The organism is Halobellus inordinatus (assembly GCF_024498335.1).
In the GTDB taxonomy this organism is placed as follows: Archaea; Halobacteriota; Halobacteria; order Halobacteriales; family Haloferacaceae; genus Haloquadratum; species Haloquadratum inordinatus.
On sequence record NZ_CP101825.1, the window covers coordinates 1,121,764 to 1,148,653 of the forward strand.

Here is a 26,890-nt window from a genome sequence, read left to right on the forward strand (position 1 = left end):
TTCGCCCCCTCTCGATCAGTACAGCGAGAGGTCGCCGGTGACTCGGTCGACGTCTTCTTCGCGGGCGGGGCCGACGGCCAGACAGGTCACCGTTCCGGGATCTAACTGGGTGTGCCCGGCGTCTCTGACGACGGCGTGCGGGAGGCCCAGGCGTTCGGCCTCGTCGGCGAGGCGGAACAGTTCCGATTCGCCGTCGGCTTTGAGTACGACTTTCTTCTGGCCCTCGCCTTTCCACCGCTTTCTAGTTCGCTCGTCGGTGTCTTCGTAGGCCGACAGCGAGGCGTGCGCGACCTGCGCCGCGAGCTTGCCGCGGCCCATTCCGAGATCCGTCCGGGCGACGATGGCTTGCTTCATACGCGAGGGTGGCGCGCGACGTGGTATATGTCCTCGCTTTGTCCGCTTGTAGGGATTATCGTACGTCCGCATAGATCTCTCGCCGGACAGTACGGCGAGAATCTCCGAACAGTTACGATAATCCCTATTGGCCGTCACTCCGCTCGGCTGGCTCTCTCGGAAGGATGACTTTACGTCCCTCGCTCACGCTCGTTCTGACGATGATACTCTCGGACGACGACATCCTGGCTCGCTTAGAAACTGGGGACCTGGTCGTCGACCCCATCGACGACCTCGATATGCAGGTTCAGCCGGCGAGCCTGGATCTGCGGCTCGGCGAGGAGTTCCTGGAGTTCCAGCGGACCAACATCTCGTGCATCCACCCGAACCGTGAGGCCGAAGTCTCCGAGTACGTGACCGAGACGCGGGTCCCCGAGGGAGAGGAGTTCATCCTCCACCCCGGCGACTTCGTCCTCGGGACGACCAAAGAGCGCGTCGAGATCCCGCCGGACCTCCTCGCGACAGTCGAGGGCCGGTCCTCGCTCGGTCGGCTCGCGATCGTGATTCACGCGACGGCCGGGATCGTCGACCCGGGCTACGAGGGGCAGATCACGCTCGAACTCTCGAATCTCGGTACTGCCCCGGTCGCGCTCACGCCGGGGATGCGCGTCTCACAGCTCGTGTTTACGGAGCTCACCCAGCCCGCGGCCCGCCCCTACGGCGCCGAACGCGGCTCGAAGTACCAGGGACAGGAGGGGCCGCAGGCCTCGCGGATCGGTGACGACCCCGAGTTCACCGGAGACCGAGAATGAGATTCATCGAGGAGGTCGTCGTCGAGGAGTTCCTCCCGACGTTCCGCTCGATGCTCGCCGAGGAACTCCGCGACCGCGGCCTGACCCAACACGAAGTCGCCGAGGCACTCGGGATCAGCCAGTCGGCCGTCTCGAAGTACGCCCACGGCGAGATCAGCCGCCGAGAAGAAGTGCTGGAAGACGACCGCGTCGTCGACCTCGTCGAGCGCGTCGCCGACGGGCTCGCGACGGGCGATATGAGCCGGGTGCAGGCTCTCGTCGAGGCCGAAGTGCTCGTCCGCCAGTTGGAGGAGGGCGACCTGCTCGCTCGCCTGCACGAAGAAGCGATGCCGGAACTGGCCGACTACGACGGCTACGTGCGGATTCACGACCCCGAAAGCGGGCTCCGTACGAGCGAGCAGGTACGGTCGTCGGTCCGGCAGGCGCTCCGCCGACTCACTAACGCGAGCGGCTTCGCGGGACTCATCCCGAACGTCGGATCGAACCTCGTCGAGTGCCTCCCCGACGCGTCGACCGTCGACGACGTCGCGGGCGTCCCCGGCCGCATTTTCGACGTGAAGGGGCGCGCGACGGTCCCGAGCGATCCCGAGTTCGGAGTCAGCGAGCACGTTGCGTCGGTGCTCCTCTCGGCGCGTGCGGCTGGCTGCGACGTCCGCGCGGCGATCAACGTCCGCTACGACTCCCAGCTCGTCGCCGACCTCGACGCCGCGGGCTACGACACGGTGGAGTTCGACCCCGACGCGCCGACCGACCCGATCCGGGAGTCGGTCGAAGAACGCGGCCCCGAGACGCTCTCGGAGACGTTCGTCTGCTATCAGACCGGCGGGTACGGCATCGAGCCGATCACCTACGTGCTCGGTCCCGACGCCGACGCGGCCGTCACGGCGGTCAAGACGCTTCTTCGTCCCGAGCAGTAGGCCATCTCCGTTCGCGAGGCTCATACTGCCGGACAGAAGTTCGTGAATCATATTGGCACCCACGGGGTGCCGATGATTTTCACATCGTTCTGTCCGACAGTATCAGTCGTCCGCGGGCGCGGCCGGCGCGAAGTCGACGGGGGCGGCGTCGCGCTCTAGTTCGTCGAGACACGCTTGCGCGCCACGCTTGCCCGAGAGGAGCATCGCGCCGAACGTCGGACCCATTCGGGGCAGTCCGTCGACGGTGGCGACGGCCATTCCGGTGGCGACGACCCCCGGATGGACCACGCCGGTGTGTTCGACGACCTGATCCTCGGATTTGCTGACCCACATCGAGTCGTGGCCGGGGGAGTCGTGGCCGGGCGCGCCGTACTCGTCGTCGCCGGTCGCGTCCATTCCCGTGTTGTGCTCGCTCGCGTGTTCGATGCCCGGCGCGTCCAGGACGTCCCGCTCTGCGAGCTTCGAGATGACGACGGCCTCGTGGCCGGTGGCGTCGACGACGAGGTCGGACTCGACCGCGACGGGGTCGACGCAGGTGAGTTCGCGAGGGAGCGCGTGGACCGGCGTCCAGTTGAGGACGACGCCGCCGACGCGGTCGCCCTCGCGGACGACGACGTCGGTGAACTCGGTCATATTCTGGATCGCCGCGCCAGCGTCGCAGGCGGCCTCGATGAGCGCCGAAACGGCGTGCGGTCCGTCGGCGACGTACAGACCGGGCGCTTCGTCGGACTCCTCGTAGGGGACGCCCAGTTCGTCCAGCACCGACTGCGCGGGGTCGCGCACCGTCACCTTGTTCATCAGGAACCCGCCGAGCCAGAAGCCGCCGCCGAGGTAGTTGTTCTTCTCGACGATGGTCACGTCGACGCCGCGCTCGGCCAGTTCCTTCGCCGTGACGAGTCCCGAGGGACCGCCGCCGACGATGATGACGTCGGTGTCGACCCGATCGAGGAACTCCTCGCTCCAGTCGCTGGCGATCGCTCGCGTTACCTGCGCTTCGCTTACGTCTGTGAATCCGGTGAACTCCGCCATACCACCTAGTGATATTACTTACTACTAAGACGTTTCGATGACGGGCCGAGCGCGGCGTCGCCCCGCTCGTGACGCTCACTGCCGTCCGCGGGAGGCGTTCGCTGGCCGAACGACTTACACGGCTACGCCACCTCGTCCAGACACAATGAACGGATCTTCGACGCTTACACGTTCTACAGCGGCGCGCGGAGGTGTCCGCCGATGAATATGCTCGTCGACGGTGAGTGGCGGACCGACGCCTACCAGGCCACGAACGAGGAAGGCGAGTTCGACCGACAGGAGACGACGTTCCGCGACTGGATTCAGGACGATCCGGACGCCGAATACCCCGCCGAGTCGGGTCGGTATCACGTCTACATCTCCCGTGCCTGTCCGTGGGCCCACCGCGTGGCGATGGCCCGCCGCCTGCTCGGGCTGGAAGACGACATCTCGCTGTCGATCGTCGAGCCCGTCCGTTACGAGGACGGCTGGGAGTTCTCCGAGGAGTACCCCGATCCGGTCTACGGCGAGGACTACCTCCGCGACATCTACACGCGCGCGGACTCAGACTACACCGGCCGCGTGACCGTTCCCGTCCTCTGGGATCGCGAGCGCGAGACCATCGTCAACAACGAATCCCGCGAGATTATGCGGATGCTCGACACCGAGTTCGACGACGCCAACGGTGTCGATCTCTGGCCCGAGGGCTATCGCGACGCGGTCGATCAGGCCATCGACGAGATTTACGACCCGATCAACAACGGCGTCTACCGCGCCGGGTTCGCCGACACGCAGGCGGCTCACGAGGCGGCGATCGAGGACCTCTTCGACGCGCTCGACCGCTGGGAGGCCGTCCTCGACGAGCAGCGCTTCCTCGCCGGCGACGTGTTCACCGAGGCCGACATCGCGATGTTCGCGACGCTGATCCGGTTCGACCACGTCTATCACACCCACTTCAAGTGCAACCGCCGGGCGATCCACGAGTATCCGAACCTCTGGAACTACACGAAGGAGATCTACCAGTTCCCGGGCGTCGCCGAGACGGTGAACCTCGATCACATCACGCGGCACTACTATATGAGCCACGACGACGTGAACCCGAAGCGACTCGTCCCGTCCGGCCCCGACATCGACTTCTCGGAGCCGCACGACCGCGATCGGCTGCCAGCCGACTTTCCCCCTGCACTTCGGGCTGACGCCGCCGTCGCGGACGACTGATAGGGACTACCGTACGTCTCCATATAGGGATTATCGTAAGTCGTCATAGACTTCTCGCCGGACGATACGGCGAGACTCTCCGAACAGTTACGATAATCGCTATGAGCAGGGCCTCTCAGCGGCCAGGCGACTGACCGACCCCCCACCGCGACGCTCGCCCGGATCAACGCGTCGCCTTCTTGTCCGACCCCTCCCTCTCCTCGCGTATGACTGACAGCGACGACGCGACCGCAGGGACGCCAGCGGAGGCCCGACGCCAGACGCCGGGCGGCGGCGTCCGCCCGTCCGCGACCGACATCGAACCCGCGGCCCCCGCGGAGTTCGGCCTGGTACAGGCGTGGTGGGGCGACGGCAAGGGCAAGACGACGGCGTCGCTCGGGATGGCCTTCCGCGCGGCCGGCCACGGCTACCGCGTCCACCTCCTCCAGTTCCTGAAGGGCGGCGCCGACTCGGTCGAAGGCGTCCGGGGCGAGTACAACGCCATCGCGGCCGTCCCCGGCATCTCCTACGAGAACACGGGCCACTACGGCTGGCACGGCCTGCTCGACGGCTCCGACGACGACGAGCACCACGCGAAGGCCCGCGGCGCGCTCGAACGAACGGCGGAAATCGTCGACGGCGCGGCCGACGCGGACCTGACGGCCCCGCTCGACCTCGACGGCGACCCCACGGACGGCGTTCACCTGCTCGTCCTCGACGAGATCCTCTACGCCGTCGAGCAGGACCTCCTCGAGGTGGCCGACGTGCTCGATCTAATCGACGAGAAACCCGATAACCTCGAACTCGTCCTCACCGGGAGCCACTCGGAGCCGACCTACCTGCTCGACGCCGCCGACCTCGTGACCGAAGTGCGAAAGGTGAAACACCCCTTCGACGCGGGCGTTCGCGCCCGGAAAGGCACCGAGTACTGATGGCCGACGACGTCGGAGCGGGCGGCGACGACAGCGGTGCCGCCGAGACGATTCTCGTCGCGGGGACGGCCAGTCACGTCGGCAAGAGCACGGTGGCCGCCGGGCTCTGTCGCCGTCTCGCTGACGCCGGCGTCGACGTCGCGCCGTTCAAGGCGCAGAATATGAGCAACGAGGCGCGGGCGGTCGTCCGTCCGAGCGCGGTGCGGACTCGTGAGGCCGGCGGCTCCGGCCCCCGCTTCGACTCCGGCCCCGTCACCGAGTCTGATCACAGCCCGGCATTCGGCGAGATCGGCGTCTCTCAGTACGTCCAGTCCCGCGCGGCCGGCGTCCGGCCGACGACCGACCACAACCCCGTCCTCTTGAAGCCGCGCGGCGGAGGCGAATCCCAACTCGTCGTCGACGGGGTCGCGGTCGGCCACTACGCCGCGGGCGACTACTACGCCGAGCACTGGGACGATGCCCGGCGGGCGGCCGAAGCGGCGCACGCGCGCCTCGCGGCCGATCACGACGTCGTCGTCGCCGAGGGCGCGGGCTCGATTGCGGAGGTGAACTTCCACGACCGGGACCTAGCGAACGTCGAGACGGCGCGATTCGCCGACGCCACCGTCCTGCTCGTCGCCGACATCGAGCGCGGCGGCGTGTTCGCGTCCATTCTGGGCACGCTCGAACTGCTCCCCGACGACGTGCGCAAGCGCGTCGTCGGCGTCGCGATCACGAAGTTCCGCGGCGACCGCTCGCTGCTCGACCCCGGTATCGAGGAGATCGAAGCGCGAACCGGCGTGCCAGTTCTCGCGGTGCTCCCGTACGACGATCCCGGCCTTCCCGACGAGGACAGCGTCTCGCTGCCGGCCGTCGGCGAGCGGTCGGTCCGCGGCGACGACGACGGCGTTCCCGAGGAACAGCGAGTCACCGTCGCTGTCCCCCGACTCCCACGGGCGTCGAACACGGCCGACGTCGATCCGCTCGCGGCCGTTCCGGGCGTCCGCGTCGCGTTCGTTCCACCGGAGACGTCGCTCGCGGACGCCGACGCGGTCGTCCTAACCGGGACGAAGAACACGACCGACGACCTCCGGACGCTCCGCGAGGCCGGCTTCCACGAGCGCCTGTGGGACTTCGAGGGCCCCGTCGTCGGCCTCTGCGGCGGCTACCAACTCCTCGGCGAGCGCCTCGTCGACGCCGACGTGGAGAGTGCGGGCGACGCGGAGGACGCGGAACTCCCCGGACTCGGCCTGCTGGCAGTGGAGACGACGTTCTTGCGACGGAAGCGCGTCGCCCCCGTCTCGTGGACGCTGGACGGAACGGGACCGCTCGCCGGCGCCTCGGGCGCCGTCGCGGGATACGAGATCCACGCGGGCGAGACGCGGGCGATCGACGAACCCCTCGCACGCTCGACGCCGACCGAGACGCCGTTCTCGACAGCGGACCGCGAGCCGGTGACGCTCGGGGCGGCGTCTGGCAACGCACTCGGGACGTACCTCCACGGCCTCTTCGAGAACGAGACCGCCCGCGAGGCGTTCGTCGACGCGGTCTTCGAGTCCGCGGGGATATCACGGCCGACGGACGGCGCGCGAACCGACACCGCCGGCACCGGCGCGACCGACGCAACCGCTTACGAGCGCGCCGCCGACCTCGTCGACCCGCTCCCGCTGGACGTCCTCGTCCCCGATGTGGTGCCGTCCACCTGAGCGCCGTCACGGAATCACAGCCGAGAATCGGACTCGAAGACTTTTCAGCGGGTACCGCGAGGTTCGGGTATGGTCGAGGCGTTCGCCGTCGCGAGCGGGAAAGGCGGCACCGGAAAGACGACGAGCACGCTGGCGCTCGGGATGGCGCTCGCCGAGCGGTACGACGTCACGGTCATCGACGCCGACACCGGGATGGCGAATCTCCTCTTTCACGCGGGACTCGACGACGCCGACGTGACACTGCACGACCTCCTGGTCTCCGATCGCGACGTCGCGGTCGAGGACGCCGTCTACGACCGGTTCGGAATGTCGGTCGTCCCCTGCGGAACGAGTCTCACGGCGTTCGAGGCCGCCGATCCGGGTAACCTTCGGGACGTCGTCGCCGAACTCGCAGCCGACACCGACGTCCTCCTGCTCGATTCGCCCGCGGCGCTCGGCTCGAAAAGCGCCGTGTTGCCGGTTGTTCTCGCCGATCGCGTCGTCGTCGTCCTCCAGCCGACGGTGCCCTCGCTCTCAGACGGGCTGAAGGTGCAGGAGTACGCCCGCTCGTACGGCACCGAGACGGCGGGCGTGCTCTTCAACCGCGTCCGCCCCGACGAAGACGTCGAGACGATTTCGGAGCAGGCCGCGCGCTACTTCGGTGGGACGGCGCTGGCGAGCGTCCCCGAGAGCGATGCGGTGCGGGCCGCGCGGCGGGCCGGCGAACCACTCCTCGCGCACGCGCCGACTGATCCTGCGGCCGACGCCTTCCACGAGGCCGCCGGGAATCTCGACGTCCGAGCGGGCGACGCCGCGGGCGTCGCGGACCGCTTCCGGAGTGCCGTCGTCCCGGACCGCCTCTGACGATGGTGGCCGACGGCCACATCCCTGAGGGCGAACTCTGCCGCTCGCGGACCGACGCCGACATCGGTGAAACGCTCGCGGGGGTGCTCGACCGCGAACTCACCGGCTACGTCGTCTTCGAGCCACAGGGGTCCATCCTCTTCGGGAACGACGAGCGGGCGGTCCTCACGTTCGAGGCGGGCGTCCCCGTGCTGGCGTACCACTCCGCGAGCGACGCGGGCGGCCGCGCCGCGCTCGACGCGCTCACCGGCGACCTGTTTCACGCCGAGGTGTACGAACTCGCGGCCGACGCGCTGGCGGCAGCCCATCGGGTCGAGGAACTCCGAGTCGCCCCTTCCGCGCCGGCCGACGTCCTCGCGGACGACGAGACGCTCGTCGACCGAACGCGCGACGCCGCGCCCGAGGATCGGCTAGCCGACGCCGCGGGAGCGAGTGCGGTCGAAGCGTTTCTCGCCGACGCCGACCGCATCGACGCGATTCGCGACGAGGCGCGCGCAGAGGCGCAAGCGCGGGCCGCTGAGTGGGGTCTGGCGGAGCAACTCGACGGAGAGGAACCGCCGGACTCGTCAGGATAACGGACAGATGCCGTGCGCTGTCAAACGCGACTATATATACCAACGGACCTCCTAGGGGTCGTGTGAGCGTCTTCTCGCTGTTGCGCGCGCGGACGGCGTCGGACTTCGCAGATTGGTTCCGGCCCGGGGGAGAGTATCTCCTGCGTGTCGCCGACGGAATGGGGTTTCACACTGGCGACCTCTCGGGCTTCATCGACGAAGCGGAGACGGCGATGCGGGCGAACCGAACCGGCGCGGACGTCGCGCCCGCGGTCAATCGCCTGATCGCCGCGGACCTCTACGCCGACGCCGCGTTCGGGCTCCCCTTCTTGGAGTGGACGCCCGTGTGGTACGAACTCTCACTGACTGCGCCGACGGCCTACGCCGACTGGCGACTCAGGCGCGTCGCCGACCAGTACGCCGCGACGATCGATCACCTCTCGCTGCCGCGGTTCAGTCGCCCCGACGACGTCGTCTCCCGCGGGTCCCCCGCAATCGAATCCGTCTCGGGCTTCGCCGATCGGTTCGCGTTCGCCGACGCCATCCTACATCTGGAGTGGTTCGACTACGTCGCGACCGAGTGCGGCATCGGCGTGCCCCCGGAACTGATCGCCGAGGCGCGCGATCAGACTGTCGGCTACTACGTCGGTGACCTCGCGATGGAGGACCTCGATCCGACGGTCCGACGACTTCAGTACCTGCTCTTTACCGACGACGAGTGGGTACGCACTATCGACGAGCGATACGGCCTCGGGAGTTCGCTCTTCACGCTCTGGGAGCGGGTGTGTCGCCGCGAGCGCGAGCGGTTCAGTGGCGCTTGAGAGCAGCGCAGTCACTTGAAACCGCGGCTCGCGAGATGATAGCGCAGGACCTCTTTGGTCCCTTCGACGAACGGACCCAGGTCCACGGCGTCGATCCGATCGCGGAGGGTTTCGAGCCGTCGATACTGCACGTTCCACTCGTCGAGGAACTCCGATTCGAGGTCGTGGCCGTCGATCCGGTCGATGACGCGTGCCGCCGCTTCGGCGTCCGGATCGTCGGGGTCCGGGAGATCCTCGGGGTCGACGATCCCGCGTTCGAGCGCGGCGACGACGACTCCGGAACTGACGTCGCCTTCTAACACCTCCCGTTCCCAGGTGCTGACCCAGTTGCCGATCCGCGCCATTTGCTGGGCGGCGTCGACCGCCGCCCGAAGGTCTGCCGTCGCCCGGGCGAGGTCGGCCGAGGCGTGCATCAGGTCGATGTCGAGGTAACTGTGCATCCCCATATTGTGCGTCTCGTACCGCCGGAGATCGTGGACTGTCGCCTGCTCTGGGCGCTCGATGACGAGGGTGCTGTACTCGATCGCTGTGACGATCTGTCGCACGTCGAACCGGAACCGCGGGGCGTACTGCTGGAACTTCGCCCCCCGTTCGAGGCGGGAGACGAGCGTCTCCCACACGCGCGCCGCGAACGCGACGTACTCGTCGTCGACCGCGTCCGAGCGGGCTTCGACACCGACTCCGTCTCCCCCGTCGAGGCGATCTCCCGCCCGAGCCAGACTGACGATCGCGTCGAACGTCTCGTAGTCGCGGTACTTCTCCAGGAGGTCGTCGAGGATGGTGACGAACAACACGAGCATCGTCTTGTTCGTGGCGACGCGCTCGTGGTGAGTCTCGTCGACGAAGGGCATCGTGTTCGCCGGCGCGAGGTGGTGGACCCACTTCCAGATGAACGCGGGACGGGCCGCCTCGAAGGACTGATACTCCGAAACGAGGTCGCCGAGCGCCGGCGGTAGTTCGTGATCCGCGATCGACTCGAGGAGTGCTGCGGCTCTGTCGCCGTCGATCGATGCAACCACAGTCGCGGCGGGGTCTTCGATCGCTCCGATGATTCCTGGTTTCCGTCGACCAGAATAAGTGATGTGCTTACTGTCAATTGAAAACGACTATGACCTCGACGCAGTCCTTCGATTATCGCCCGAGATAACTGCCGCGAGCGTTTATATACGAACGGGGAAGAAGCGACGGTATGTATGATCGACGCGTCCCCGTGGAGGCGGGATGACTTCGGCCGCGCAACGGGACGCCAAAGTCCCTGACGCGCCGGTCGTTCCGGCGCCAGAACCACCGGACAGCACCGACGCGTGGTACGCACCGACAGTTCGCGCACAGTACGAGGTCACGCCCGGCGTCGTCACGACGATCCGCGACGGCCCCGACGGTGTCGGCTTCTCGTATCAGATTCGAGAGCCGGCCCTTGGAGCCGACTCCGAACGCGCGCTCGTGTCAGTGCTAGATTACTTTTCGGGCGTGGACGTCCGCCGGCCGCTCACTCGTCAGGGAACTGCCGAGCGAGCGGCCGCGGGGTTGCCGCCGAAGTACCGGCGCGTCCTCGATCGGCTTCTCGACGTCGCGCCCGCCACCCGCCGCCGCCTCGACTACTACGCGACCTGCGAATTGCGCCTGCTCGGCCCCGTGACGCCGATAGCGCTCGACGACCGCGTCGACGTCGTCGACGTCGAAGGCGAGACCGACGGTGCGCTCGTCGTCCACACCGACAACTACGCGCCCGCGGTCACGCCGTTCCGCGCGGACGCCGAGTTCGCGACGCGGGTCGCCGGCGAGCGACTCCGCCACTACACCGTCTCCTTTGCGGGGTTCGACGTCGACGTCGTCGTCCACCGGGACCGACTCCTCGGTAGCGACCGCTTCGAGGCGAAGTACGCGGTGCTCGAACCCGACCTCCTCCCGGGCGACGAAGCACTCGTCGCCGAGTGCAAAGAGCGCATCTGGGAAGCCAACGTCGACGAAGTCGTCGAAGATCGGACGGCGTTCATTCGCGACCGCGCCAGACAGTTCCTCTCGCGCCGCCTCACCGCGCGCAACACCCGCGCGTGGCTCGAAGCGACGCGGTACCGCGCCCGCAACGCGCTGGCAGCGTACGGGCTCGGCGTGCCGCCGGTCGACCGCCGGTACGCCCAGGACCGCCTCGACGACCTTGTCTACTACGTCCTCCGCGACTACGTCGGCGAGGGCGTCCTCACGGTCCCGATCCGCGACCCGCATCTCGAAGACGTCGAAGCCAATCGGGTCGGCGAGCGCGTGAAGGTCGTTCCGCGGGCTGACGTCGTCCGAGCGGGCGAACGCGTCCCCACGAACCTCGCCTTCGAGGACGAGACCAGCTTCGTCAACGTCGTCACCCAACTGGCGGCGGCCGACGGCGTCGAACTCAGCGCGAGCCAGCCCTCCGCGAAGGTGAACCTCCGCCCCGAGGGAGTCGCACCCGACGCCACCGGTCACGGCGAGACCATCCGGTGTGCCGTCGCGCTCCCGGTCATCTCCGAAGACGGACCGCACGTCTCGATCCGCAAACAGGCGTCGTCGCCGCTGACGCCGATCGACCTCGTCGGCTTCGGGTCGATTCCGACGGAGCTGGTGACGCTGCTTTGGCTCCTGTATGAACACCACCGTGTCGTCCTCTTTTCGGGACCGACCGGGGCCGGCAAGACGACGCTGATGAACGCCCATATGCCCTTCATTCCGTACGACCACCGCCCGATCAGCATCGACGAGGGGTCTCGCGAGGTGTATCTCCCCCACGAGACCGGCGTGTCGCTGACGACGCGCGACCACGAGAACGAGTACAAGCGCGTCTCGATGGCGGATCTGATGACTGAAGCGAACTATCTGAACCCCGACGTGGAAGTCATCGCCGAGGTCAACACCCCGGAGTCGTTCGAAACTTTCGCCGAAGTGCTGAACACCGGCCACGGCGTCGTCGGCACCACACACGCCGAAGACATCGAGACGCTGGTGAACCGCGTCGTCGAGCAGGGGCTGCCCGTGTATCTCCTGCGCGAACTCGACTTGGTCGTCTTCCCCCGCCGCGTCGACGGCGAGCGGTACGTCGGCTCAGTCGTCGAACTCCTTTCGGAATCCGAGTACGAGGAACTGCCCGCGTCCGCGCGGACGGGTGTCGTCGAGAAGGACGGGACGAACCTCTACTACAACACGATCCTCTGGCGGGAGACCGACGGGTCGTTCGCGATGGCCTACGATCATCCGTCGCTCGGCGGCGACAATGCCGCTACCGCGGGCGAGACGCACCGCCGCGCGCTCCGCGTGTTCCACCGCATCGCCGACGCGACCGACCAGGACGTCGAGACGATCGAACGCGAGTTCCGTCGGAAGCGCGGCTACGTCGAGTATCTCCTCCAGGAGGACGTGACCGACGTCGACCGGCTGTTCGGGTTCCTCTCGGATCTCCGGACTGACGAGGCCGCGACCGTCGAGCGAGTTCGGCGGCAGCGTGCACACCGGACTGCCGAGCCCGATACCGAGTCGTCGCCGTCCGAGCGCGAGACTGGAACCGCAGACGACGCTGCGGTGCGGACCCGCGATCGGCCCGGAGGACGGAAGCCGTGAGCGGGGGCGACTCCGAGCAGGGCTCGAATCTGGGACCGTCGTCACCGTCTGATCCGACACAGCGTTCGGATTCGGCTCGACGACGCTCGAATCACGCAACGCGCTCGCTCGGGGCGTTCGACCGCGCGGCGTACGCGCTGTTCGCCAGCCGAGCGGATTCACGCCGCCACGAGCGCGACCGGCGCGCTTATCGCGGAACCAACCTGACCGTGGCGTTCGATCTGTACCTCGCTCGCGTCTACGCGTTCTCGTGGCTTCTGGCGGTGCTCGCCGGTGGGGCAATCGTCGCCATCGGACTCGTGCTCCCACCAACGATGATCGAATCGGCCGCGGCTGGCCTCCTCGACCGACTCACCGGCGTCGGTACCGGTGCAATCGGTGGCTCCACCGCCGAAACCCTCGATATCTCCCGACGGAACGCGACAGCACTGGCCGGACTCGTCGGCGTTCTCGCAGCCGCGGGTGTCCACTGGAGCGTCGTCTACGCCGGCGGCCGGTACCTCCGCTGGTTGACCGCCGCGCGGCGATCGAACATCGGGCGCACGCTTCCGAGTGCGGTTCGCTACCTGAACGTCCTCGCGTCTGGGAGCGACGGCCGCCGCGCGATGCTCCGGCGCGTCGCCGACACCGACGCCTACGGGGAGACGGCAGTCGCGCTCCGAAAGGCGCTCAACACCGCCGCGATGACGGGGAACGTCGACGAGGGATTGCGGCGAGTCGCCCGCGACACGCCGGCACAGGACACGCTCGCGCCCTTCTTGCTGAAGTTCCGCGAGCACGCCGAGCAGGGCTCGGACGCGCTCCGGGAGTACCTCGCGATGGAGAGTCGAATGCTGCGACACCAGCAGGACCGGGATCGGCGTCGCGCGCAGGGGTTTCTCGAACTGCTCGCGGAACTGTTCGTCGTGTTACTCGTCCTCCCGGCGCTCCTCGTCATCGTCCTCACGGTGATGAGCATCGTCTCGCCCGAACTCTCGGCACCGGTTGAGACGCCGCTCGGTCCCGTCACGCTCCGCGCGCTCGCCGTCTACGGCAGCGCGGCGTTCATCCTCGTAGTCGGCCTCGGGACTGCGGGGCTCGTCGCCCGGCTCCGGCCGCCGGACCAGCACGTCACCTACCACCGACCCGCGAGCACGGTCGGTACACTCCGCACGGCGACGACGAACCCCGCGAGCGCGAGCGTCGCGTTCGCGCCGATCGGCGTCGCCGCGCTCGTCGCGTCTGTCCTCCTCGGCGTCGACATCGTGATCTCGCTTCTGGTCGGCTACGTCGGCTACGCGATTCCTGTCGGCCTCGTCGCCGTCCGCCGCGCCCGACTCGACGACGCGAAGGACCACGAACTCAAAGACTTCGTGCACGCCGTCTCCGGCCACGTCAACCTCGGGCGGCCCTTCTCCGCCGCGGTCGAACACGTCGCCCGCGACGTCGACCTCGGACCGCTGAACGGTGACGTCGCCGATCTCTCGATGAATCTGCACCTCACAACGCCGACGGCGGACGCGGAGACCGACCTGCGGACGGCGGCGCTCGACCGGTTCGTCGACCGCGTCGGCACGCCGATGGCCGAGCAGACGGTCGGCCTCGTGATCGGCGCGCTCGACGCCGGCAGCGACACGGGCGTCGTCTTCGAGACGCTCCAGAGCGAAGTGGGCCGCCTCTATCACGAGAAACGCGCGCTCAGATCGGGGATGCTCGTCTACGTCGCCGTCGGCTGGACGACTGCGCTTTTAGTCGTCGGGATCAGCGTCGCGACGAGCGCCAACGTCTTCGCCGGGTTCGACCGGCTATCGACGATGTCGGAACTCTCGGGCGTCGCGGTCGATCCCGGCGCGGTCGACCTCGCGCGGGATCAGTACCGCGTCTACGTGACCACCCAGGCGACGATGCTCGCCGCCGGGTGGTTCGCCGGCGTCGCCAGTCGCGGGCAGTACGAGGCGCTCTTGCACTCCGGAAGTCTGGTCGCAGTCTGTCATATCGTCTTTGCGGGAATGGGGTTGGTATGAGCGCCGACAGCTCCGTTTCTGCGCCGGAAAACGACCGCGGACAGACGGCGGTCGTCGGCGTCGCGCTCCTCCTTGGAATCACCGTCCTCGCTGTCGGCGGACTCACGGCGACGGCCGGGTCTATCGTCGAGGACGGGTCGGCCTCGGCGGCCGCGACGCGCGTCGGCGACGACTTCGAGACGGCACTCGGACCCGCCCCCGGCGACCGAGAGACGACTGTCGAACTCGCGACGGGGACGATTCAGGTGGTCAACCGGACCGTGTGGCTCCTCGACGACGAGGGCGTCGTCTGGGCGGGCCACGCCGGGGCGATCGTCTACGCCGACGGTGACCAGCGCGTCACCGGCTTCGCTGGTGCCGTCGTCCAGAGCGACGACCGCGGCAGTCGCGTCGTCGCGCCGAGTCGGGTCGCACCCGCGAACGGGACCCTGTACGTCGGGGTACCCGTCCTGAACGCCAGCGGCGCGGACGGCGTCTCGACCGGCGGCCATCGCCTCGCGATGACGCTCCGCACCGACGCGCGAACCGAGCGGGTCGATCTCCCTGCGTCTTCGTACCGCATCGGCATCGAAACGCCGACGCCGGCCGCCTGGGAACGCCACCTCCAGGAACGCGGCGCGACGACCTCACGCCGCGACATCGACGGCGACGGCACGCCGAGCGTCGTCGCGTCTTTCGAGGGCGAGCGGACCGCCTATCTCGTCGTCCACGACGTGCGGCTTGCGGTCGAGGTGGGCCGATGAGCCGGCGACGCGACACAGGAGGGTGGGGTCGGTCGCGGGGGCGATCGTTCGATCGCGGCCTCTCGCCCGTCGTGGGCAAGACGCTCGAACTCGGCGTCGGCGTGCTGTTCGTCGCGCTCCTGACGGCGACGTTCTTCGGCGGCATCGCGCCCGACTACCGCGCGGCGGTCGGGACCGAACTCGGCGATCGGGCGCTCGTCGCGGCCGCCGAGCGCGTCGAAGCGGTGGTCCCAACCGACACGGACGTACGCGCGGACCGCAGCGTTGCCGTCCGACTTCCGCCCGCTATTCGCGGTGATCCCTACCGAGTCGTCGTCGCGAACGATACGTCCACGCCGGCGCTGCGGCTCGTTCATCCGGATGCCTCGATCGGCGGACGGATCCGGCTCACCGTTCCCGACGCCACCGTCGTCCGCGGCTCGTGGGACAGTGCGTCGCCGTCGCGGGCGGTCGTCGTCGTGACCGAGGGACGAATTTCGATTCGACTCCTCAACGAGCGTGACGGCGCCTCGCGCCTCGCAGAGCGTGACCGCTCACGCGGCTCCGTTTCGTCAACGATCGAACGGGAGGCGGCTACGTGACGTCGCGCGCCCAGGCGAATCTGATCGGCTTCGCCGTGGCGGTCGTCGTCGTGACGGCGGTCACGGTCGCCGGCGCGGCGCTCGCGAACGACGCGCTCGTCGACGCCGATCGGGATCCGGCGACGACGCACGCCGCGGACGATCTCGCCGCGCACCTCCTCGATGTCGACGCCGCACACACGCGCGGGCCGAACGTCGTCCGCTCAGCGGCCGTCAGGAACCTGACCGCGTCCGACCTCGAAGCCGCCGTCCCGTCTCTCCGGGGACGGTCGGTCCGCGTCACGCTCGGCGGCGACGTTCTCGTGGAGCGCAACGCTCCCGCGGCGTCTGGCGACGGTCGTCGCGTCCGCGGCGCGGGATTCGAGCGGGTCGAACGCCGCGTTCGTGTCGAGCACCCTGTTCAGAATACCGAGCGGATCGAGCTCTCGGATCGACGTGAAGTCACGCTCGCGGACCACACGGGAGACGTCACGGTGGCGGTGGACCCGCGTCGAGGACGAAGTGTGACGACAGTTCGAGCCGGCAACAGAGTCGTCCTCCACGACCCGTCCGGCCTCGCGGGCGAGTACTCGGTCGCCGTTCCGGACGCGTACCCGCTCGTGCTCGCATTCGACGCCGACGATCCATACGTTGCCGGGGCGGCGACTGTCGCGTGGCACACAAGAAATGCCAGCGTCGAGCGGCTGGTGGTGAGTGTCGGTGCGTGACCGCTCCGATCGAGCGCAGCTCGCGACATCGCTCCTCGAAGCTGCCGTGGGCGCGCTCTTGATCCTCGCGGTCGTCGCCGGGTTCCTCTGGATTCCGGCCGCCGAGGGGGGCTCGGACGCGAAACTCGACCGTACTGCAGCCGACGCACTCGCGGTCCTCGACGCGGAGCCACCGATCGGCGCCGGCCGGAGTCGACTCGCGGCGGCCTGTCGCTCGCCGACCGCACTCGCAACCGAACGCGACGCCCTTCGCGCTCGACTCGATGCGGTTCTTCCGACAGCCGCGTTCGGGCGTATCGAGTTCCCACACGGGACCGTCGGTCCGCCATCGCCCAACGGCGCGCCGTCCGGGCGAGCGACGCTCGCGACGGGGCGGTGTACCGTCACGCTACGGGTGTGGTACGCGTGAGCCGCCGCTGGCCGCAGTCACCGCGTGGCGGACCGCTCCGGGGCGACGACCGCGCACAGATCGTGCTCGTCGCGGCCGCGGTCGTCGCCGTCGCCTTCCTCTCGATGACGCTCGCCTACGCGCAACTTGGCTACGACGCCGACCGGACCGCCGCGGGCGCGGTCGACGTTGCGTCGCTCGCGGAGATCGACCGTAGCCTGACCGCCTCCTTCCGCACGGCCGTCCGTGACGCCGAAACGGACGCCGGGCGCGACGTCTCGTGGCGTGACCGCGGCTCGCTCGTCGAGCGAATCCGGACGGATGTCGGTACGGATATCGGCCGACTGGAGCGTTCCCACGCGGACGAGAGCAGAGCGGTGACCGTGACGTTCGACGACGCGGCGGCCACTCGCTGGGCGGCCGAGCACTGTCCCTCCGGTCGCGGACGCGATTTCGGGCCGTGTCGAGCGATCGATGGCGTCGTCGTTCAGGAGCGGGCGGAGGAGACGACGGTCGTCGCCGCCGCGGTCAGCGTCCGGATTGTCTCGCCGGCGGAATCGACGACGGCGACGCTCTCGCTGCGGGCCGTCTGATCGTCGCTGGACGGTAAGGGGCACGTGCTGCCGCGACTCAGCCGCCGAGTGCGGAAAACAGCGCGTAGCTACCGACGTAGCTGACCGAGATGACCGCCGCGAAGCCGACGCCCCCGAGCAGCGGTCGGCGCAGTCGAACGACCCAGTAGAGCGCGGCGAACATTACGCCCTCCGCGACGACGATGAACGCCGGGACGTGACCGAGCATCGCGAACGGTGCGATGGCGTAGCTCCAGATGCCGGCGTAGTGTGCTCCGTACTCGAAGAATCCCACGAGTATCATTCCGGTCACCGCCGGACCGAGGGTCGCGGCGACGGGTCCGGCGATTTCGTCGAGTCGCCGTCCGAAGTAGCCGAAGTAGGTGACGACGAGCGCCCACGCGATCGGCATATACAGCGGTGATCCCAGGAGCATCGGAAGCGAATCCGGATACACTAACGACCCCGTCGAGACGAGAAACGCGTCGACACCCACTTCTAACACGCCTGCGACGCTCCCGAGCACGAAGACGTCGCGAATCTCCGGCGACCGCAATGCGACGCCGATTCCGATCGCGTACAGCAGACCGTTGTACGCGTAGGTCAGCCACAGCGGCGTCTCGAAAGCCACGACGTGCCCGAAGACGAGCAGATTCACGCCGAGCCAGCCGAGCACTCGCCGATCGGTCGCCGTGAGCGCCCACGCCTTCGGGTCCGATACTCCCTCCGCGCTCGCGTCGAGTGTTTCTCTCATCCGGTCGATGGCGCTACTCGCTCTAGCGCCGGAATAAAACTTCCTTCAGCCTCGATCGGACTGACCACGTTGTCAAATTTTTACACAGCGTATCACGTTTGGCTGTGTTTCGGACCATCCCGCCGTCGTAGGCCGATTCGAACCGCTCTGTCGACTGGTGGTTTGATGTACCAGGGCTGCTTCGGGGAAACACGTCACTACTCTCGTATGCCGTGGGAACTCACTGCGATCTCCGCTGTCGGGTTCGCTACTGTCATCGTGTACGCAGTGGTCGTCGTCCTCGGTTGGCAGCACCGGGACTCACGGTGTGGCCCGGAGATCGCGGCACTCCATCTCGTCGTCGGGCTCTCCGCGCTCGCGTACGCGATCCAGCTCGGATTCGACTCCGTCGCGGCACAGACCGTCTGGTGGGAACTCTCCTTTGCGTTCTCGACCGTCGTCCCGATCCTGTGGCTCGTCTTCGTCGTCCAGTACGTCAGCCGCTCGCAGTGGCTCACCCCGGTGCGCGCGGGACTACTCACCGTCGAACCGTTCGCCGTCGTTCTCGCGGTCGCGACGAACGCATCGCACAATCTCGTCTGGACGGTTGCGCCGGACACGACGGCGACGGCGGGATCGGCAATCGACATCGTGTTCGGGCCGCTCTACTACACGCACATCGTCCTCGCGTACGTCGCCGTCGCGGTCGGAATGAGTATGATCCTCTTCGTCGGGATCCGCTGGTCGCTGGTGTACTGGAAGCAAGTGGTCGTCCTGCTCATCGCGCCGCTCCCGCCGTTCCTCTCGAATATGGCGTTTATGCTCGGCGTGAGCCCCATCCCCAACCTCGACCTGACGCCGTTCGTGTTCTCGTTTACGGGGGTCCTCCTGGTACTCAGCCTCTATCACTTTGATCTGCTCGAACGCGTCCCCATCGCACGCCGACAAGCGCTCCAGGCGATGGGCGACGGGCTCGTGGTCCTCGACACCGACCGCGTCGTGGTCGACGCCGACGACATCGCCTGCCGCGTGCTCGACCCCGCGCCACGGATCGGCCACTCGATTACGGCGGTGTTTCCCGATCGGCCCTTCGATCAGCTTCACGGCACCACCGTCACCGACGCGAACAACCTGGCCTACGACGTCCGCGTCTCAGAGCTTACCGACGAGCGCGGCGACGAGATCGGCTACGCCGTAGCGCTGCGCGACGTCACCAGCCGCCATCGATACGAACAGCGACTCGAGGTGGCCAACCGAGTGCTCCGGCACAATCTCCGCAACGATATGAACGTCGTTCGCGGGTACGCGGATCTCGTCGCGTCGGGCTCGGCGGACGATGCGACCCGAGCCGCGGAGTCGATTCTCTCCCGCACGGACGACCTCCTCACCGTCAGCGACAAGGCCCGGAAAGTGTCCGAACTCGACGACTCGCACTCGCAGCCCTCGACGACGCACGACGTGACCGCGCTCGTCGACAGCGTCGTCCACCAGGCCCGACGCGAGTACCCCGACGTTGTCATCCAGTTCGAGGGCGCCGCCCATACGGAGGCGCAACTCACCGACGCCGGGTCGCTCGCGACGGCCGTCGGAGAACTGCTGGAACTGCTCGTCTCGCAGGCCGACCGCGACGACCTCACCCTCCGGGTCGGGGTCGAGTGCCGCGACGACGTCGTCGTCCGCATCGAATCGAGCGGGGCCGGGATCCCAGCCGTCGACCGCGAAGCCCTCGCAGCGGAGTCGGAGACGCCGCTTCAGCACGCCGAAGGACTGGGGCTCTGGCTCGCGTACTGGTGTGTGATCGAAAACGGCGGCGAACTGCGCTTCGGGGATGCGGACGGCGACGACGCGGTCGGGGCAGACTCGCCGCCGACCGAGACGGAAGCCAGCGTCATCCGCCTCCGCTTCCCCAGCGACTGTGCGTGAGCCGCTGCCACGACGTCCGACGATCTCTCGAAAATCGAAACCGATTAAACGCGTCGCCGTCCAACAGAGAGTGTAGCCGAGGTAGCCTAGCCCGGCCAAGGCGGCAGATTCGAAATCTGCTGTCCATTCGGACACGTGAGTTCAAATCTCACCCTCGGCGCTTCTGAACTTTCGCCTTCGAGCGATGCGTCTGCACCGCTCACCGTCCGTTCTTGCCGTACCGGGGCCCTCGCGGTCGTCTCGGGTGGTGACGAGAATCGCTCTATGCCCTCTCGCGCGGCTCTGGTGCGGCGGCGATAGCACCCGCTGGTCGTCTGTGAACGCGTGCCCGGCAGAACCGGGCGAGAATCACCGGGCGCACATCCCGACGCGGGTATGAGAACGCTTCTCAGTCGTCGGCGAGGGCGTCTTCCGGTTCGGGTTCGTCTTCGACGGCGTCGCTGGCGAGGAGTCGATCGAGCGCCTCGACCATCGCCTCGACGCTGCAGCGGGTGATGTCCGAGTCCGAGGTGGCGACGGTGACCGTCCGGTCGCCCTTCGACATCTCCACTTCGACGGTGACGACGGCGTCGGTGCCGCCGGTGATCGCGTCGACGTGGTACGACTCCAGTTGGGCGTCGGCGTCGGAGCCGAGCGCGGCCCGGACCGCTTTGACGGCGGCGTCGACGGGGCCGCTGCCGGTTCCGGAGGCGACGCGCTCCTCGGTGCCGACGCGGATACGGACCGAGGCGGTCGGGGTGCCGCCGCCCGAGGCGGCCGTGAGATCGAGGAGTTCGACGTGACGGTCGCGCTCGCGACCCTGCACGTCCTCCGCGATCGCCAGCAGGTCGGCGTCGGTGACGCGCTTGTCGCGGTCGCCGAGCCGTTTCACGCGCTCGACGATCGCCGCGAGATCCTCCTCGGACACGTCGACGTCGTGTTCGTCGAGTGCGGCGCGAACGCCCGCACGGCCGGCGTGCTTGCCGAGGACGAGCCGTCGCTCCCGACCCACCATCTCCGGCGGGTAGGGCTCGTACATCGTGTCGTCCTTGAGCGTTCCGTCGGTGTGGATCCCGCTCTCGTGCGTGAAGGCGTTCTCGCCGACGACCGCCTTGTTCGGCGGCAGCGGCACGCCCGTCGCGTGGGAGACCTGCTGTGCGAGGTCGTACACCTCGTCGAGGTCCATCGTCTCGACGCCGTAGCCGTGCGCCAAGGCGATCGCGACCTCTTCGAGCGCGACGTTGCCGGCGCGCTCGCCGATGCCGTTGATCGTGCCGTGGACGAGATCCGCCCCGGCGGCGAGGCTGGCCCAGACGTTCGTCATCCCCAGCCCGAGGTCGTCGTGGGTGTGCGTCGACACGGGGCCGAGTTCTGCCAGCCGGGAGACGTACTCGTAGGTCGTCTCCGGCGTGGCGTGGCCGACGGTGTCGGCGTAACACGACCGGTCGGCGCCCGCATCGAGCGCCTCGCGCATCAGGCGTTCGAGGAAGTCTAAGTCCGCGCGGGAGCCGTCCTCGCCGATGACCTCGACCCAGAGGTCGTGGTCCTTCGCGTAGGTGACGAGGTCGCCGGTCTTTTCGACCACCTCGTCGTGGGTGGTGCCGACCTTCCGCTCGACGTGCTTGTCGCTGGCGGGCACGACGATGGTGACGCCGTCGACGTCGCAGTCGAGCGCGAGGTCGATGTCCCGCTGGACGCCGCGGGCGAAACTCGTCACTGTCGCGTCGAGGTCGAGCGCGGTCACCTGCCGGATGGTCTCGCGCTCGCCCTCGCCGGTGCAGGCGCTGCCGGCCTCGATGAACTCGATGTTCGCTCTGTCGAGCGACCGGGCGATGTCGGCCTTCTCGTCGGGCGTCAGCGAGACGCCAGGGGCCTGCTCACCGTCGCGTAGCGTCGTATCTAGAAGCTGTACAGAATCGTCAGAATCCACGATGGATGCTAGGGGGTTGTCGGGGTTACCCCCGAATAAATCGACCACGAGTCATGTGCTCACACGGACTGTGGACGTGCAGATATTTAAACTAACGCCTCTCGACAAGATGTCCCGCGTCGCGTTACCGACCTGACGCCGTCGTCGCCGGTGACGTCGTCACTCGACGAGTCGGACGGTGTCACCCGATTCGACGTCGTCTGCGGCGCCGGCGGGGAGTTCGACGACCGTGTCCGCCGTCTCGATCCCGACGCCGCGCCACGCGCGGAGTCGTTTTTTCGCCACCACCTCGTCGTCGACGAGCCACAGCGCGTCGATGTCGAACGGCACGAACATCATATGCAGGTCGCGCTTTCCCGACTCGCCGAAGGGGAACACCAGCGCGTACCCGTCCGGAATCGACCGCCGAAACATCAGCCCTCGCGCCTTCGAGAGAAACGTATCGGCGACGTCGACGTCGCTGGCGAGGGTCCGTCGGGTCCCGTCTCGGCGGTGTTCGAGTAGCACAGGTGGCGCTCTCCCGGCGGACGAATAAATCGCTCGACTGACGCGGCTTCGGCCACTGTATGATTCGACTCTGCACCGGCGGATTCAACTCGGCGGCGACGCTCTCTCATAGGGATTATCGTCACTGTTCGAGATTCTCGCCGTACCGTCAGGCGAGAAATCTATGAGGGCTTACGATAATCTCTATCAGTATGCGGGAGACGCCAACCGGCACGCCAGTCGGCGTCGACGACCCCTACGAGCACGCGGGCGTCTGCGATCACCTCACCAGCGACGGCCGGTGTCGCTTCGCGCTGAACCGCGCCGGTGACGACCCGGAATTCGCCGCCGCGCGCCGTGCGGCCGACTACGACTGTGTCGCCGCCGACGAAGACTGCGAGTTCCGCGACTGTCCGCACTACCGCTCGACGACCGACGGCCGCGAGTGCGTCCGCTGCGGTCTCGAATCGGTGCGGATGGCGCACGACGGCTCCCGGCCGCTGCTGGAAGAACATCACCTCTCCTACGGGGAGAGCGCGAGTACGCGTGGGCGGCGCGTCGGCACTGCGGGCGACGATGGCGGCAACTCCGACGGGTCGCTATCACACGAGATCACGGTCGCGCTCTGTCGGTGGTGTCACGCCAAGATCCACAACTCCTTCGCCCGGATCGACGACGATGTCGAACCCGACGCCGAGGCGTTCGCCGCTCGCGAGGAGCGGCGCTCGAAAGAGCAGACGGAGTTCGGGTTCGCCACCGCGCGTGAGCGGCGCGACGCCGACGACTCCTGATACTGTCGGACAGGACTCTGTGAAGCGTATCGGCACCCCGTGGGTGCCAATATAATTCACGAACGCCTGTCCGACAGTATGAACGACGCGGGGCGGACGCCTTCTCATAGGGATTATCGTAACTGTTCAGAGATTCTCGCCGTACCGTCCGGCGAGAAATCTATGCAGACGTACGATAATCCCTATCAGCTGATTCAGGGGACGAGCACGACGGGGACGGCCCGTTCTTCGAGGATCCGCTCGGGGGTGCTCCCCGAGAACGCCGCGTCGGCGAAGGAGCCGTCTTCGTACCCCATCACGACCGTGTCGACGTCGCCGCGCTCGACGATATCGAGGATCTCCCGGCGGAGCGCGGCCATCGAGCCGACGTCGGTTACGGAGTGTTTGGACACGTCGGCGTCTACGCCTTCTTCGTCCGCTATGGACCGGATTTCGGCCACGCCCAGATTCTCTTCGAGGCTGATCGTCTCCGTCGATAGCTCGACCGCCGTGACTTGCAGGTCGCCGCCACTCCCGAAGACGTCGAAGGCGTATCGCACGGCGCGCTCGCTCGCCGGGGTGACGCCGAACGCGCTCTGCGGCACCTGCGTCTCGACGGGCACGATGTCGAACGGTAACAGTAGGTGCATACGCGAGTCTCGCGACCGCGTCATTGATAATCACTAGCACGGTTGTGACTTCGCGGGAACTGCGGTGTCGCGTTCGCCGGGGTCGTCGGCCTACAGCGCGTGGCAGCGACCGTCGGATCGGCGTCCCGTTTGGTTCCATTATACTCCCCACTGACACGTGCCGTCAGCAGACCGGGCGCTTTTTGCCTTCCTTCGCTGTAAGAGTCTGCAACTGATGACTCGCATCGTCGTCATCGACAACCACGGCCAGTTCACCCACCTCGAACGACGCGCGCTCCGCGACCTCGACGTCGACGTCGAACTCCTCGACAACACGACGCCGGCCTCGGAGATCGACGCCGACGGGATCGTCCTCTCGGGCGGCCCGGATATGGACCGCATCGGCAACTGCCCCGACTACCTCGATCTCGACGTTCCGGTCTTCGGGATCTGCCTCGGGATGCAGATCCTCGCGGCCGAACTCGGTGGGCGAGTCGGCTCGGGCGACTACGGCGGCTACGCCGACGTCGACGTACAGATCCTCGAGGACGACGACCCGCTCGTCGGCTCGCTCGCGCCCGAGACGCGCGTGTGGGCGAGTCACGCGGACGAGGTGAAGGAAGTCCCCGAGGGCTTCACCCGGACGGCGACGTCCGACGTCTGCGACGTCGAGGCGATGAGCGACACCGACCGCGACCTCTACGGCGTGCAGTGGCACCCCGAGGTCGCCCACACCGAGCGCGGCGAGGAAGTGTTCCGCAACTTCGTCGCGATCTGCGAGTAGCGCGGCGGTCCCCTCGCTCTTTCCCCTCCCCTCTCTCACGATGACTTCGACACAAAGCGATCTCGCAGGACTCTCGCGATTCATCTTCCGCGCCCCGAGTTGGTACGCCAGTCTCGCCTTCGCGCTCCTCCTGGCGGCGCTCGCCGGCGTCGCCGCCTTCGACTCCGGCGCGTACGCCCGCACCTGGCGCGGCCTGTTCTTCCTCGGCCGCGACGCCTGGGAAGGAATCTTCTTCATCGGCGTCCCGACCGTCGTCGCCGCGTTCGGGACGACGGGCGTCGATCGGTTCGTCGGCGGCAAACTCACGCCGAATCGCTCCTCACTCTTAGCGCTGGTCTCGGAGATCATCGTCGTCGTGATCGTCACGCTCGCCGCCATCGTCTCGGTGTTCGCCGGGCTCGAACAGCAGTTCGTCTTCGACGCGCTCGTCGTCGCGCTCGCGTCGGTGTTCGCGTTCCGCCTACTCGTCGTGATGGCGGTCTCGCGGTCGTCGATCCTCGTCGCGGCGCTCCCGGCGAGCATCCAGACGGTCGCGGCGGCCGTGCTGCTATTCATCTACGGCGGCACGCTCCGACTACTCTCTGTCGGCGGCACCGTCCTCGACGCGTATCTGATGCCGTACCTCGCGCGCTCGGCGGACGCGCCCGCAGAGCTATCCGCCATCTCGGCCGAGCACTTCCTCCTGCTCGGGATCACCTGCGGCCTCTACGCGCTTGCGGTGTACGCCTTCGTCGTCGCCGTCGACCGCCCGTGGCGGCGGAGTCTCGGCGTCTCGATGCTCGATTTCCTCCGCGGGTTCGTCGGCCACGTCGCCGAGGGCTCACGCGAACTCGAGGAGTTCTTCCAGCAACTCGGTGAAGAGGCGATCGTCCCGGTCTCGGTGCTCTCGTTTCGCACCACGGGCGGCGACGAGAAGGCGCGGTTCGTCCTCCCGATGATCCACCCCGGTCCGATGGGTGAGATCGGCGGCGGCAACTTCCCCGAACGCGTCGCCAACGACTGCTCGGGGCTGGTCTTCCCGCCGCACGCCACCGCCGGCCACGACTTCAACCTCGTGACCGAGCGCGAGGTCGACACCATCCTCGACGCGGCAAACACCGCCGCGGATCGCGTCTCCTATTCGAGCGATGCCACCCGAAGCGTCCGGACCCGATCCGGCGAGGCGTCGATGCTCGGGCAGGCGTTCGGCGACGACGCGCTCTTGATCTCGACGTACGCGCCCGGCTTCGCCGACGATGTCGAGTACGGCGTCGGCCTCTCGGCGACGGCGGAGGCCCGGACGAGCGGCCTCGACGACGTCGTCCTCGTCGACGCGCACAACTCCAACGACGGGCTGAGCGGTCCGGACCTGGGGCACGTCACGCCCGGCTCACAGCGCGCGTTCGATATGATCGGTGCGGCCGGAATCTCCGGACAGCGGCTCTCGACGGCTGACCGACACGAACCACACCTCGGGGTCGCCTGGGACGAGACCGACTGGGAACCGGTCGACGGTATCGGACCGCTCGGCGTCCGCGTCGCCGTCACCGCCGTCGACGACCAGGAGACGGCGTACGTACTCGTCGACGGCAACAATATGGAACCCGGGCTCCGCGGCGAACTCGTCGATGCGCTCGTCGACGACGGCCCCGTCGACGAGGCGGAAGTGATGACCACCGACACACACATCGTCAACACCGTCGAGGCGGACAATCAGGTCGGGGCCGCAATCGAGTGGGACGAACTCCGCACGCTCGTCTGTGAGCTCCTCGAGGAGGCCCGCGCGGACCTCGAACCCGTCGAAGCCGGCGTCGCCGTCGAGCGCGCCGAGGTCACGGTCTTCGGGAACGACCGCACGGAGACGCTCGCCAGCCACGCGAACGCGGTCGTCGCGATGGGTGGCGCGTTCGCCGTCTCGATCATCCTCGCCGCGGTGGCGGTGAGCGTCCTGATCTTCCTGTTCGCCTGACTCGCTGGCACCCCGTCTCGGATACCC

26 protein-coding genes and 1 tRNA gene are annotated in these 26,890 nt (G+C 67.9%); 20 read left to right on the forward strand and 7 right to left on the reverse strand.

What is annotated here, in order from left to right:
* Positions 1 to 15 precede the first annotated feature (15 nt).
* Positions 16 to 354 carry a peptidyl-tRNA hydrolase Pth2 gene (gene pth2 / locus NO362_RS05735; RefSeq protein WP_256546446.1) on the reverse strand — a complete coding sequence of 113 codons (339 nt, stop codon included), beginning with the start codon at positions 352 to 354 and terminating at the stop codon, positions 16 to 18.
* Positions 355 to 554: 200 nt separating this feature from the next.
* Between pth2 and dcd the strand changes: the two genes are divergently transcribed.
* Together dcd and NO362_RS05745 are read left to right on the forward strand one after the other, a co-directional pair.
* A complete protein-coding gene (gene dcd / locus NO362_RS05740; RefSeq protein ID WP_256287849.1) occupies positions 555 to 1,145 on the forward strand; it encodes a dCTP deaminase in 591 nt (196 codons plus the stop codon).
* Positions 1,142 to 2,062, forward strand: coding sequence for a thiamine-phosphate synthase family protein (locus tag NO362_RS05745; protein ID WP_256546447.1), 921 nt, complete (start codon positions 1,142 to 1,144; stop codon positions 2,060 to 2,062). Before dcd ends, NO362_RS05745 begins: the two co-directional genes overlap by 4 nt.
* A 102-nt stretch (positions 2,063 to 2,164) precedes the next feature.
* Here NO362_RS05745 and NO362_RS05750 read toward each other — a convergent pair whose 3' ends face one another.
* Positions 2,165 to 3,091 carry a sulfide-dependent adenosine diphosphate thiazole synthase gene (locus NO362_RS05750; RefSeq protein ID WP_256546448.1) on the reverse strand — a complete coding sequence of 309 codons (927 nt, stop codon included), beginning with the start codon at positions 3,089 to 3,091 and terminating at the stop codon, positions 2,165 to 2,167.
* A 201-nt stretch (positions 3,092 to 3,292) separates the two neighbouring features.
* Between NO362_RS05750 and NO362_RS05755 the strand changes: the two genes are divergently transcribed.
* The 6 genes from NO362_RS05755 (at position 3,293) to NO362_RS05780 (ending at position 9,102) form a co-directional block, all read left to right on the forward strand.
* Positions 3,293 to 4,288: a glutathione S-transferase family protein gene (locus tag NO362_RS05755; RefSeq protein ID WP_256546449.1), complete on the forward strand. Its 996-nt coding sequence runs from the start codon at positions 3,293 to 3,295 to the stop codon at positions 4,286 to 4,288.
* Between the two features lie 206 nt (positions 4,289 to 4,494).
* A complete protein-coding gene (locus NO362_RS05760; RefSeq protein WP_256546450.1) occupies positions 4,495 to 5,199 on the forward strand; it encodes a cob(I)yrinic acid a,c-diamide adenosyltransferase in 705 nt (234 codons plus the stop codon).
* Positions 5,199 to 6,884 (forward strand): cobyric acid synthase, encoded by a 1,686-nt coding sequence (locus NO362_RS05765; protein ID WP_256546451.1) that lies wholly within the window; start codon positions 5,199 to 5,201, stop codon positions 6,882 to 6,884. The genes NO362_RS05760 and NO362_RS05765 overlap by 1 nt, the downstream gene beginning before the upstream one ends.
* A gap of 69 nt (positions 6,885 to 6,953) precedes the next feature.
* Positions 6,954 to 7,727: a nucleotide-binding protein gene (locus tag NO362_RS05770; RefSeq protein ID WP_256546452.1), complete on the forward strand. Its 774-nt coding sequence runs from the start codon at positions 6,954 to 6,956 to the stop codon at positions 7,725 to 7,727.
* Between the two features lie 2 nt (positions 7,728 to 7,729).
* Complete coding sequence (locus tag NO362_RS05775) at positions 7,730 to 8,302, forward strand: DUF8054 family protein (RefSeq protein WP_256546453.1); 573 nt, start codon at positions 7,730 to 7,732, stop codon at positions 8,300 to 8,302.
* Positions 8,303 to 8,364: 62 nt separating this feature from the next.
* On the forward strand, positions 8,365 to 9,102 hold the full coding sequence (locus tag NO362_RS05780; protein WP_256287857.1) for a DUF8116 family protein: 738 nt from the start codon (positions 8,365 to 8,367) through the stop codon (positions 9,100 to 9,102).
* An 11-nt stretch (positions 9,103 to 9,113) separates the two neighbouring features.
* On the opposite strand, the gene NO362_RS05785 is transcribed toward NO362_RS05780, so the two are convergent.
* Positions 9,114 to 10,121, reverse strand: a complete 1,008-nt coding sequence (locus tag NO362_RS05785) for a terpene synthase family protein (RefSeq protein WP_256546454.1) — start codon at positions 10,119 to 10,121, stop codon at positions 9,114 to 9,116.
* 202 nt (positions 10,122 to 10,323) lie between these two features.
* Between NO362_RS05785 and NO362_RS05790 the strand changes: the two genes are divergently transcribed.
* The 7 genes from NO362_RS05790 to NO362_RS05820 are packed head-to-tail and all read left to right on the forward strand — an operon-like array spanning position 10,324 to position 17,702.
* Complete coding sequence (locus NO362_RS05790) at positions 10,324 to 12,687, forward strand: type II/IV secretion system ATPase subunit (RefSeq protein ID WP_256546455.1); 2,364 nt, start codon at positions 10,324 to 10,326, stop codon at positions 12,685 to 12,687.
* A 29-nt stretch (positions 12,688 to 12,716) separates the two neighbouring features.
* Entirely contained in the window at positions 12,717 to 14,690 is a 1,974-nt protein-coding gene (locus NO362_RS05795; RefSeq protein WP_439331169.1) for a type II secretion system F family protein, read from the forward strand.
* Positions 14,687 to 15,433, forward strand: coding sequence for a DUF7289 family protein (locus tag NO362_RS05800; RefSeq protein ID WP_256546456.1), 747 nt, complete (start codon positions 14,687 to 14,689; stop codon positions 15,431 to 15,433). The genes NO362_RS05795 and NO362_RS05800 overlap by 4 nt, the downstream gene beginning before the upstream one ends.
* Entirely contained in the window at positions 15,430 to 16,014 is a 585-nt protein-coding gene (locus NO362_RS05805) for a DUF7266 family protein (RefSeq protein ID WP_256546457.1), read from the forward strand. The genes NO362_RS05800 and NO362_RS05805 overlap by 4 nt, the downstream gene beginning before the upstream one ends.
* On the forward strand, positions 16,011 to 16,721 hold the full coding sequence (locus NO362_RS05810; RefSeq protein WP_256546458.1) for a DUF7263 family protein: 711 nt from the start codon (positions 16,011 to 16,013) through the stop codon (positions 16,719 to 16,721). Before NO362_RS05805 ends, NO362_RS05810 begins: the two co-directional genes overlap by 4 nt.
* Positions 16,714 to 17,130 (forward strand): DUF7262 family protein, encoded by a 417-nt coding sequence (locus NO362_RS05815; protein WP_256546459.1) that lies wholly within the window; start codon positions 16,714 to 16,716, stop codon positions 17,128 to 17,130. The genes NO362_RS05810 and NO362_RS05815 overlap by 8 nt, the downstream gene beginning before the upstream one ends.
* Positions 17,127 to 17,702 (forward strand): DUF7261 family protein, encoded by a 576-nt coding sequence (locus NO362_RS05820; protein ID WP_256546460.1) that lies wholly within the window; start codon positions 17,127 to 17,129, stop codon positions 17,700 to 17,702. Before NO362_RS05815 ends, NO362_RS05820 begins: the two co-directional genes overlap by 4 nt.
* A gap of 37 nt (positions 17,703 to 17,739) precedes the next feature.
* On the opposite strand, the gene NO362_RS05825 is transcribed toward NO362_RS05820, so the two are convergent.
* Positions 17,740 to 18,435, reverse strand: a complete 696-nt coding sequence (locus NO362_RS05825; protein ID WP_256546461.1) for a DUF6989 domain-containing protein — start codon at positions 18,433 to 18,435, stop codon at positions 17,740 to 17,742.
* A gap of 207 nt (positions 18,436 to 18,642) precedes the next feature.
* On the opposite strand from NO362_RS05825, the gene NO362_RS05830 reads away from it, so the two are divergent.
* Both NO362_RS05830 and NO362_RS05835 read left to right on the forward strand, forming a co-directional pair.
* Positions 18,643 to 20,337 carry a sensor histidine kinase gene (locus NO362_RS05830; protein WP_256546462.1) on the forward strand — a complete coding sequence of 565 codons (1,695 nt, stop codon included), beginning with the start codon at positions 18,643 to 18,645 and terminating at the stop codon, positions 20,335 to 20,337.
* A 75-nt stretch (positions 20,338 to 20,412) separates the two neighbouring features.
* A tRNA-Ser gene (locus NO362_RS05835) sits at positions 20,413 to 20,497 on the forward strand.
* Between the two features lie 228 nt (positions 20,498 to 20,725).
* Here NO362_RS05835 and NO362_RS05840 read toward each other — a convergent pair.
* Both NO362_RS05840 and NO362_RS05845 read right to left on the reverse strand, forming a co-directional pair.
* Complete coding sequence (locus NO362_RS05840) at positions 20,726 to 22,294, reverse strand: (R)-citramalate synthase (RefSeq protein WP_256546463.1); 1,569 nt, start codon at positions 22,292 to 22,294, stop codon at positions 20,726 to 20,728.
* Between the two features lie 111 nt (positions 22,295 to 22,405).
* Positions 22,406 to 22,753 (reverse strand): DUF192 domain-containing protein, encoded by a 348-nt coding sequence (locus NO362_RS05845; protein ID WP_256546464.1) that lies wholly within the window; start codon positions 22,751 to 22,753, stop codon positions 22,406 to 22,408.
* Between the two features lie 191 nt (positions 22,754 to 22,944).
* Between NO362_RS05845 and NO362_RS05850 the strand changes: the two genes are divergently transcribed.
* Positions 22,945 to 23,523 carry a DUF7097 family protein gene (locus NO362_RS05850; protein ID WP_256546465.1) on the forward strand — a complete coding sequence of 193 codons (579 nt, stop codon included), beginning with the start codon at positions 22,945 to 22,947 and terminating at the stop codon, positions 23,521 to 23,523.
* A 194-nt stretch (positions 23,524 to 23,717) separates the two neighbouring features.
* Here NO362_RS05850 and NO362_RS05855 read toward each other — a convergent pair whose 3' ends face one another.
* The gene (locus NO362_RS05855) at positions 23,718 to 24,152 is read right to left on the reverse strand and encodes a universal stress protein (protein ID WP_256546466.1); all 435 of its coding nucleotides are present in this window, start codon (positions 24,150 to 24,152) and stop codon (positions 23,718 to 23,720) included.
* A gap of 214 nt (positions 24,153 to 24,366) precedes the next feature.
* Between NO362_RS05855 and NO362_RS05860 the strand changes: the two genes are divergently transcribed.
* Positions 24,367 to 24,915 (forward strand): GMP synthase subunit A, encoded by a 549-nt coding sequence (locus NO362_RS05860; protein WP_256287870.1) that lies wholly within the window; start codon positions 24,367 to 24,369, stop codon positions 24,913 to 24,915.
* 40 nt (positions 24,916 to 24,955) lie between these two features.
* Complete coding sequence (locus NO362_RS05865) at positions 24,956 to 26,863, forward strand: DUF2070 family protein (protein ID WP_256546467.1); 1,908 nt, start codon at positions 24,956 to 24,958, stop codon at positions 26,861 to 26,863.
* The last annotated feature ends 27 nt before the right edge of the window (positions 26,864 to 26,890 follow it).

Excerpts from the sequence above, each read along its gene's own strand:
- pth2 (WP_256546446.1), bottom strand. The coding sequence starts at position 354 with ATGAAGCAAGCCATCGTCGCCCGGACGGATCTCGGAATGGGCCGCGGC.
- dcd (WP_256287849.1), top strand. The coding sequence starts at position 555 with ATGATACTCTCGGACGACGACATCCTGGCTCGCTTAGAAACTGGGGAC.
- NO362_RS05745 (WP_256546447.1), top strand. The coding sequence starts at position 1,142 with ATGAGATTCATCGAGGAGGTCGTCGTCGAGGAGTTCCTCCCGACGTTC.
- NO362_RS05750 (WP_256546448.1), bottom strand. The coding sequence starts at position 3,091 with ATGGCGGAGTTCACCGGATTCACAGACGTAAGCGAAGCGCAGGTAACG.
- NO362_RS05755 (WP_256546449.1), top strand. The coding sequence starts at position 3,293 with ATGAATATGCTCGTCGACGGTGAGTGGCGGACCGACGCCTACCAGGCC.
- NO362_RS05760 (WP_256546450.1), top strand. The coding sequence starts at position 4,495 with ATGACTGACAGCGACGACGCGACCGCAGGGACGCCAGCGGAGGCCCGA.
- NO362_RS05765 (WP_256546451.1), top strand. The coding sequence starts at position 5,199 with ATGGCCGACGACGTCGGAGCGGGCGGCGACGACAGCGGTGCCGCCGAG.
- NO362_RS05770 (WP_256546452.1), top strand. The coding sequence starts at position 6,954 with ATGGTCGAGGCGTTCGCCGTCGCGAGCGGGAAAGGCGGCACCGGAAAG.
- NO362_RS05775 (WP_256546453.1), top strand. The coding sequence starts at position 7,730 with ATGGTGGCCGACGGCCACATCCCTGAGGGCGAACTCTGCCGCTCGCGG.
- NO362_RS05790 (WP_256546455.1), top strand. The coding sequence starts at position 10,324 with ATGACTTCGGCCGCGCAACGGGACGCCAAAGTCCCTGACGCGCCGGTC.
- NO362_RS05800 (WP_256546456.1), top strand. The coding sequence starts at position 14,687 with ATGAGCGCCGACAGCTCCGTTTCTGCGCCGGAAAACGACCGCGGACAG.
- NO362_RS05805 (WP_256546457.1), top strand. The coding sequence starts at position 15,430 with ATGAGCCGGCGACGCGACACAGGAGGGTGGGGTCGGTCGCGGGGGCGA.
- NO362_RS05825 (WP_256546461.1), bottom strand. The coding sequence starts at position 18,435 with ATGAGAGAAACACTCGACGCGAGCGCGGAGGGAGTATCGGACCCGAAG.
- NO362_RS05830 (WP_256546462.1), top strand. The coding sequence starts at position 18,643 with ATGCCGTGGGAACTCACTGCGATCTCCGCTGTCGGGTTCGCTACTGTC.
- NO362_RS05850 (WP_256546465.1), top strand. The coding sequence starts at position 22,945 with ATGCGGGAGACGCCAACCGGCACGCCAGTCGGCGTCGACGACCCCTAC.
- NO362_RS05855 (WP_256546466.1), bottom strand. The coding sequence starts at position 24,152 with ATGCACCTACTGTTACCGTTCGACATCGTGCCCGTCGAGACGCAGGTG.
- NO362_RS05860 (WP_256287870.1), top strand. The coding sequence starts at position 24,367 with ATGACTCGCATCGTCGTCATCGACAACCACGGCCAGTTCACCCACCTC.
- NO362_RS05865 (WP_256546467.1), top strand. The coding sequence starts at position 24,956 with ATGACTTCGACACAAAGCGATCTCGCAGGACTCTCGCGATTCATCTTC.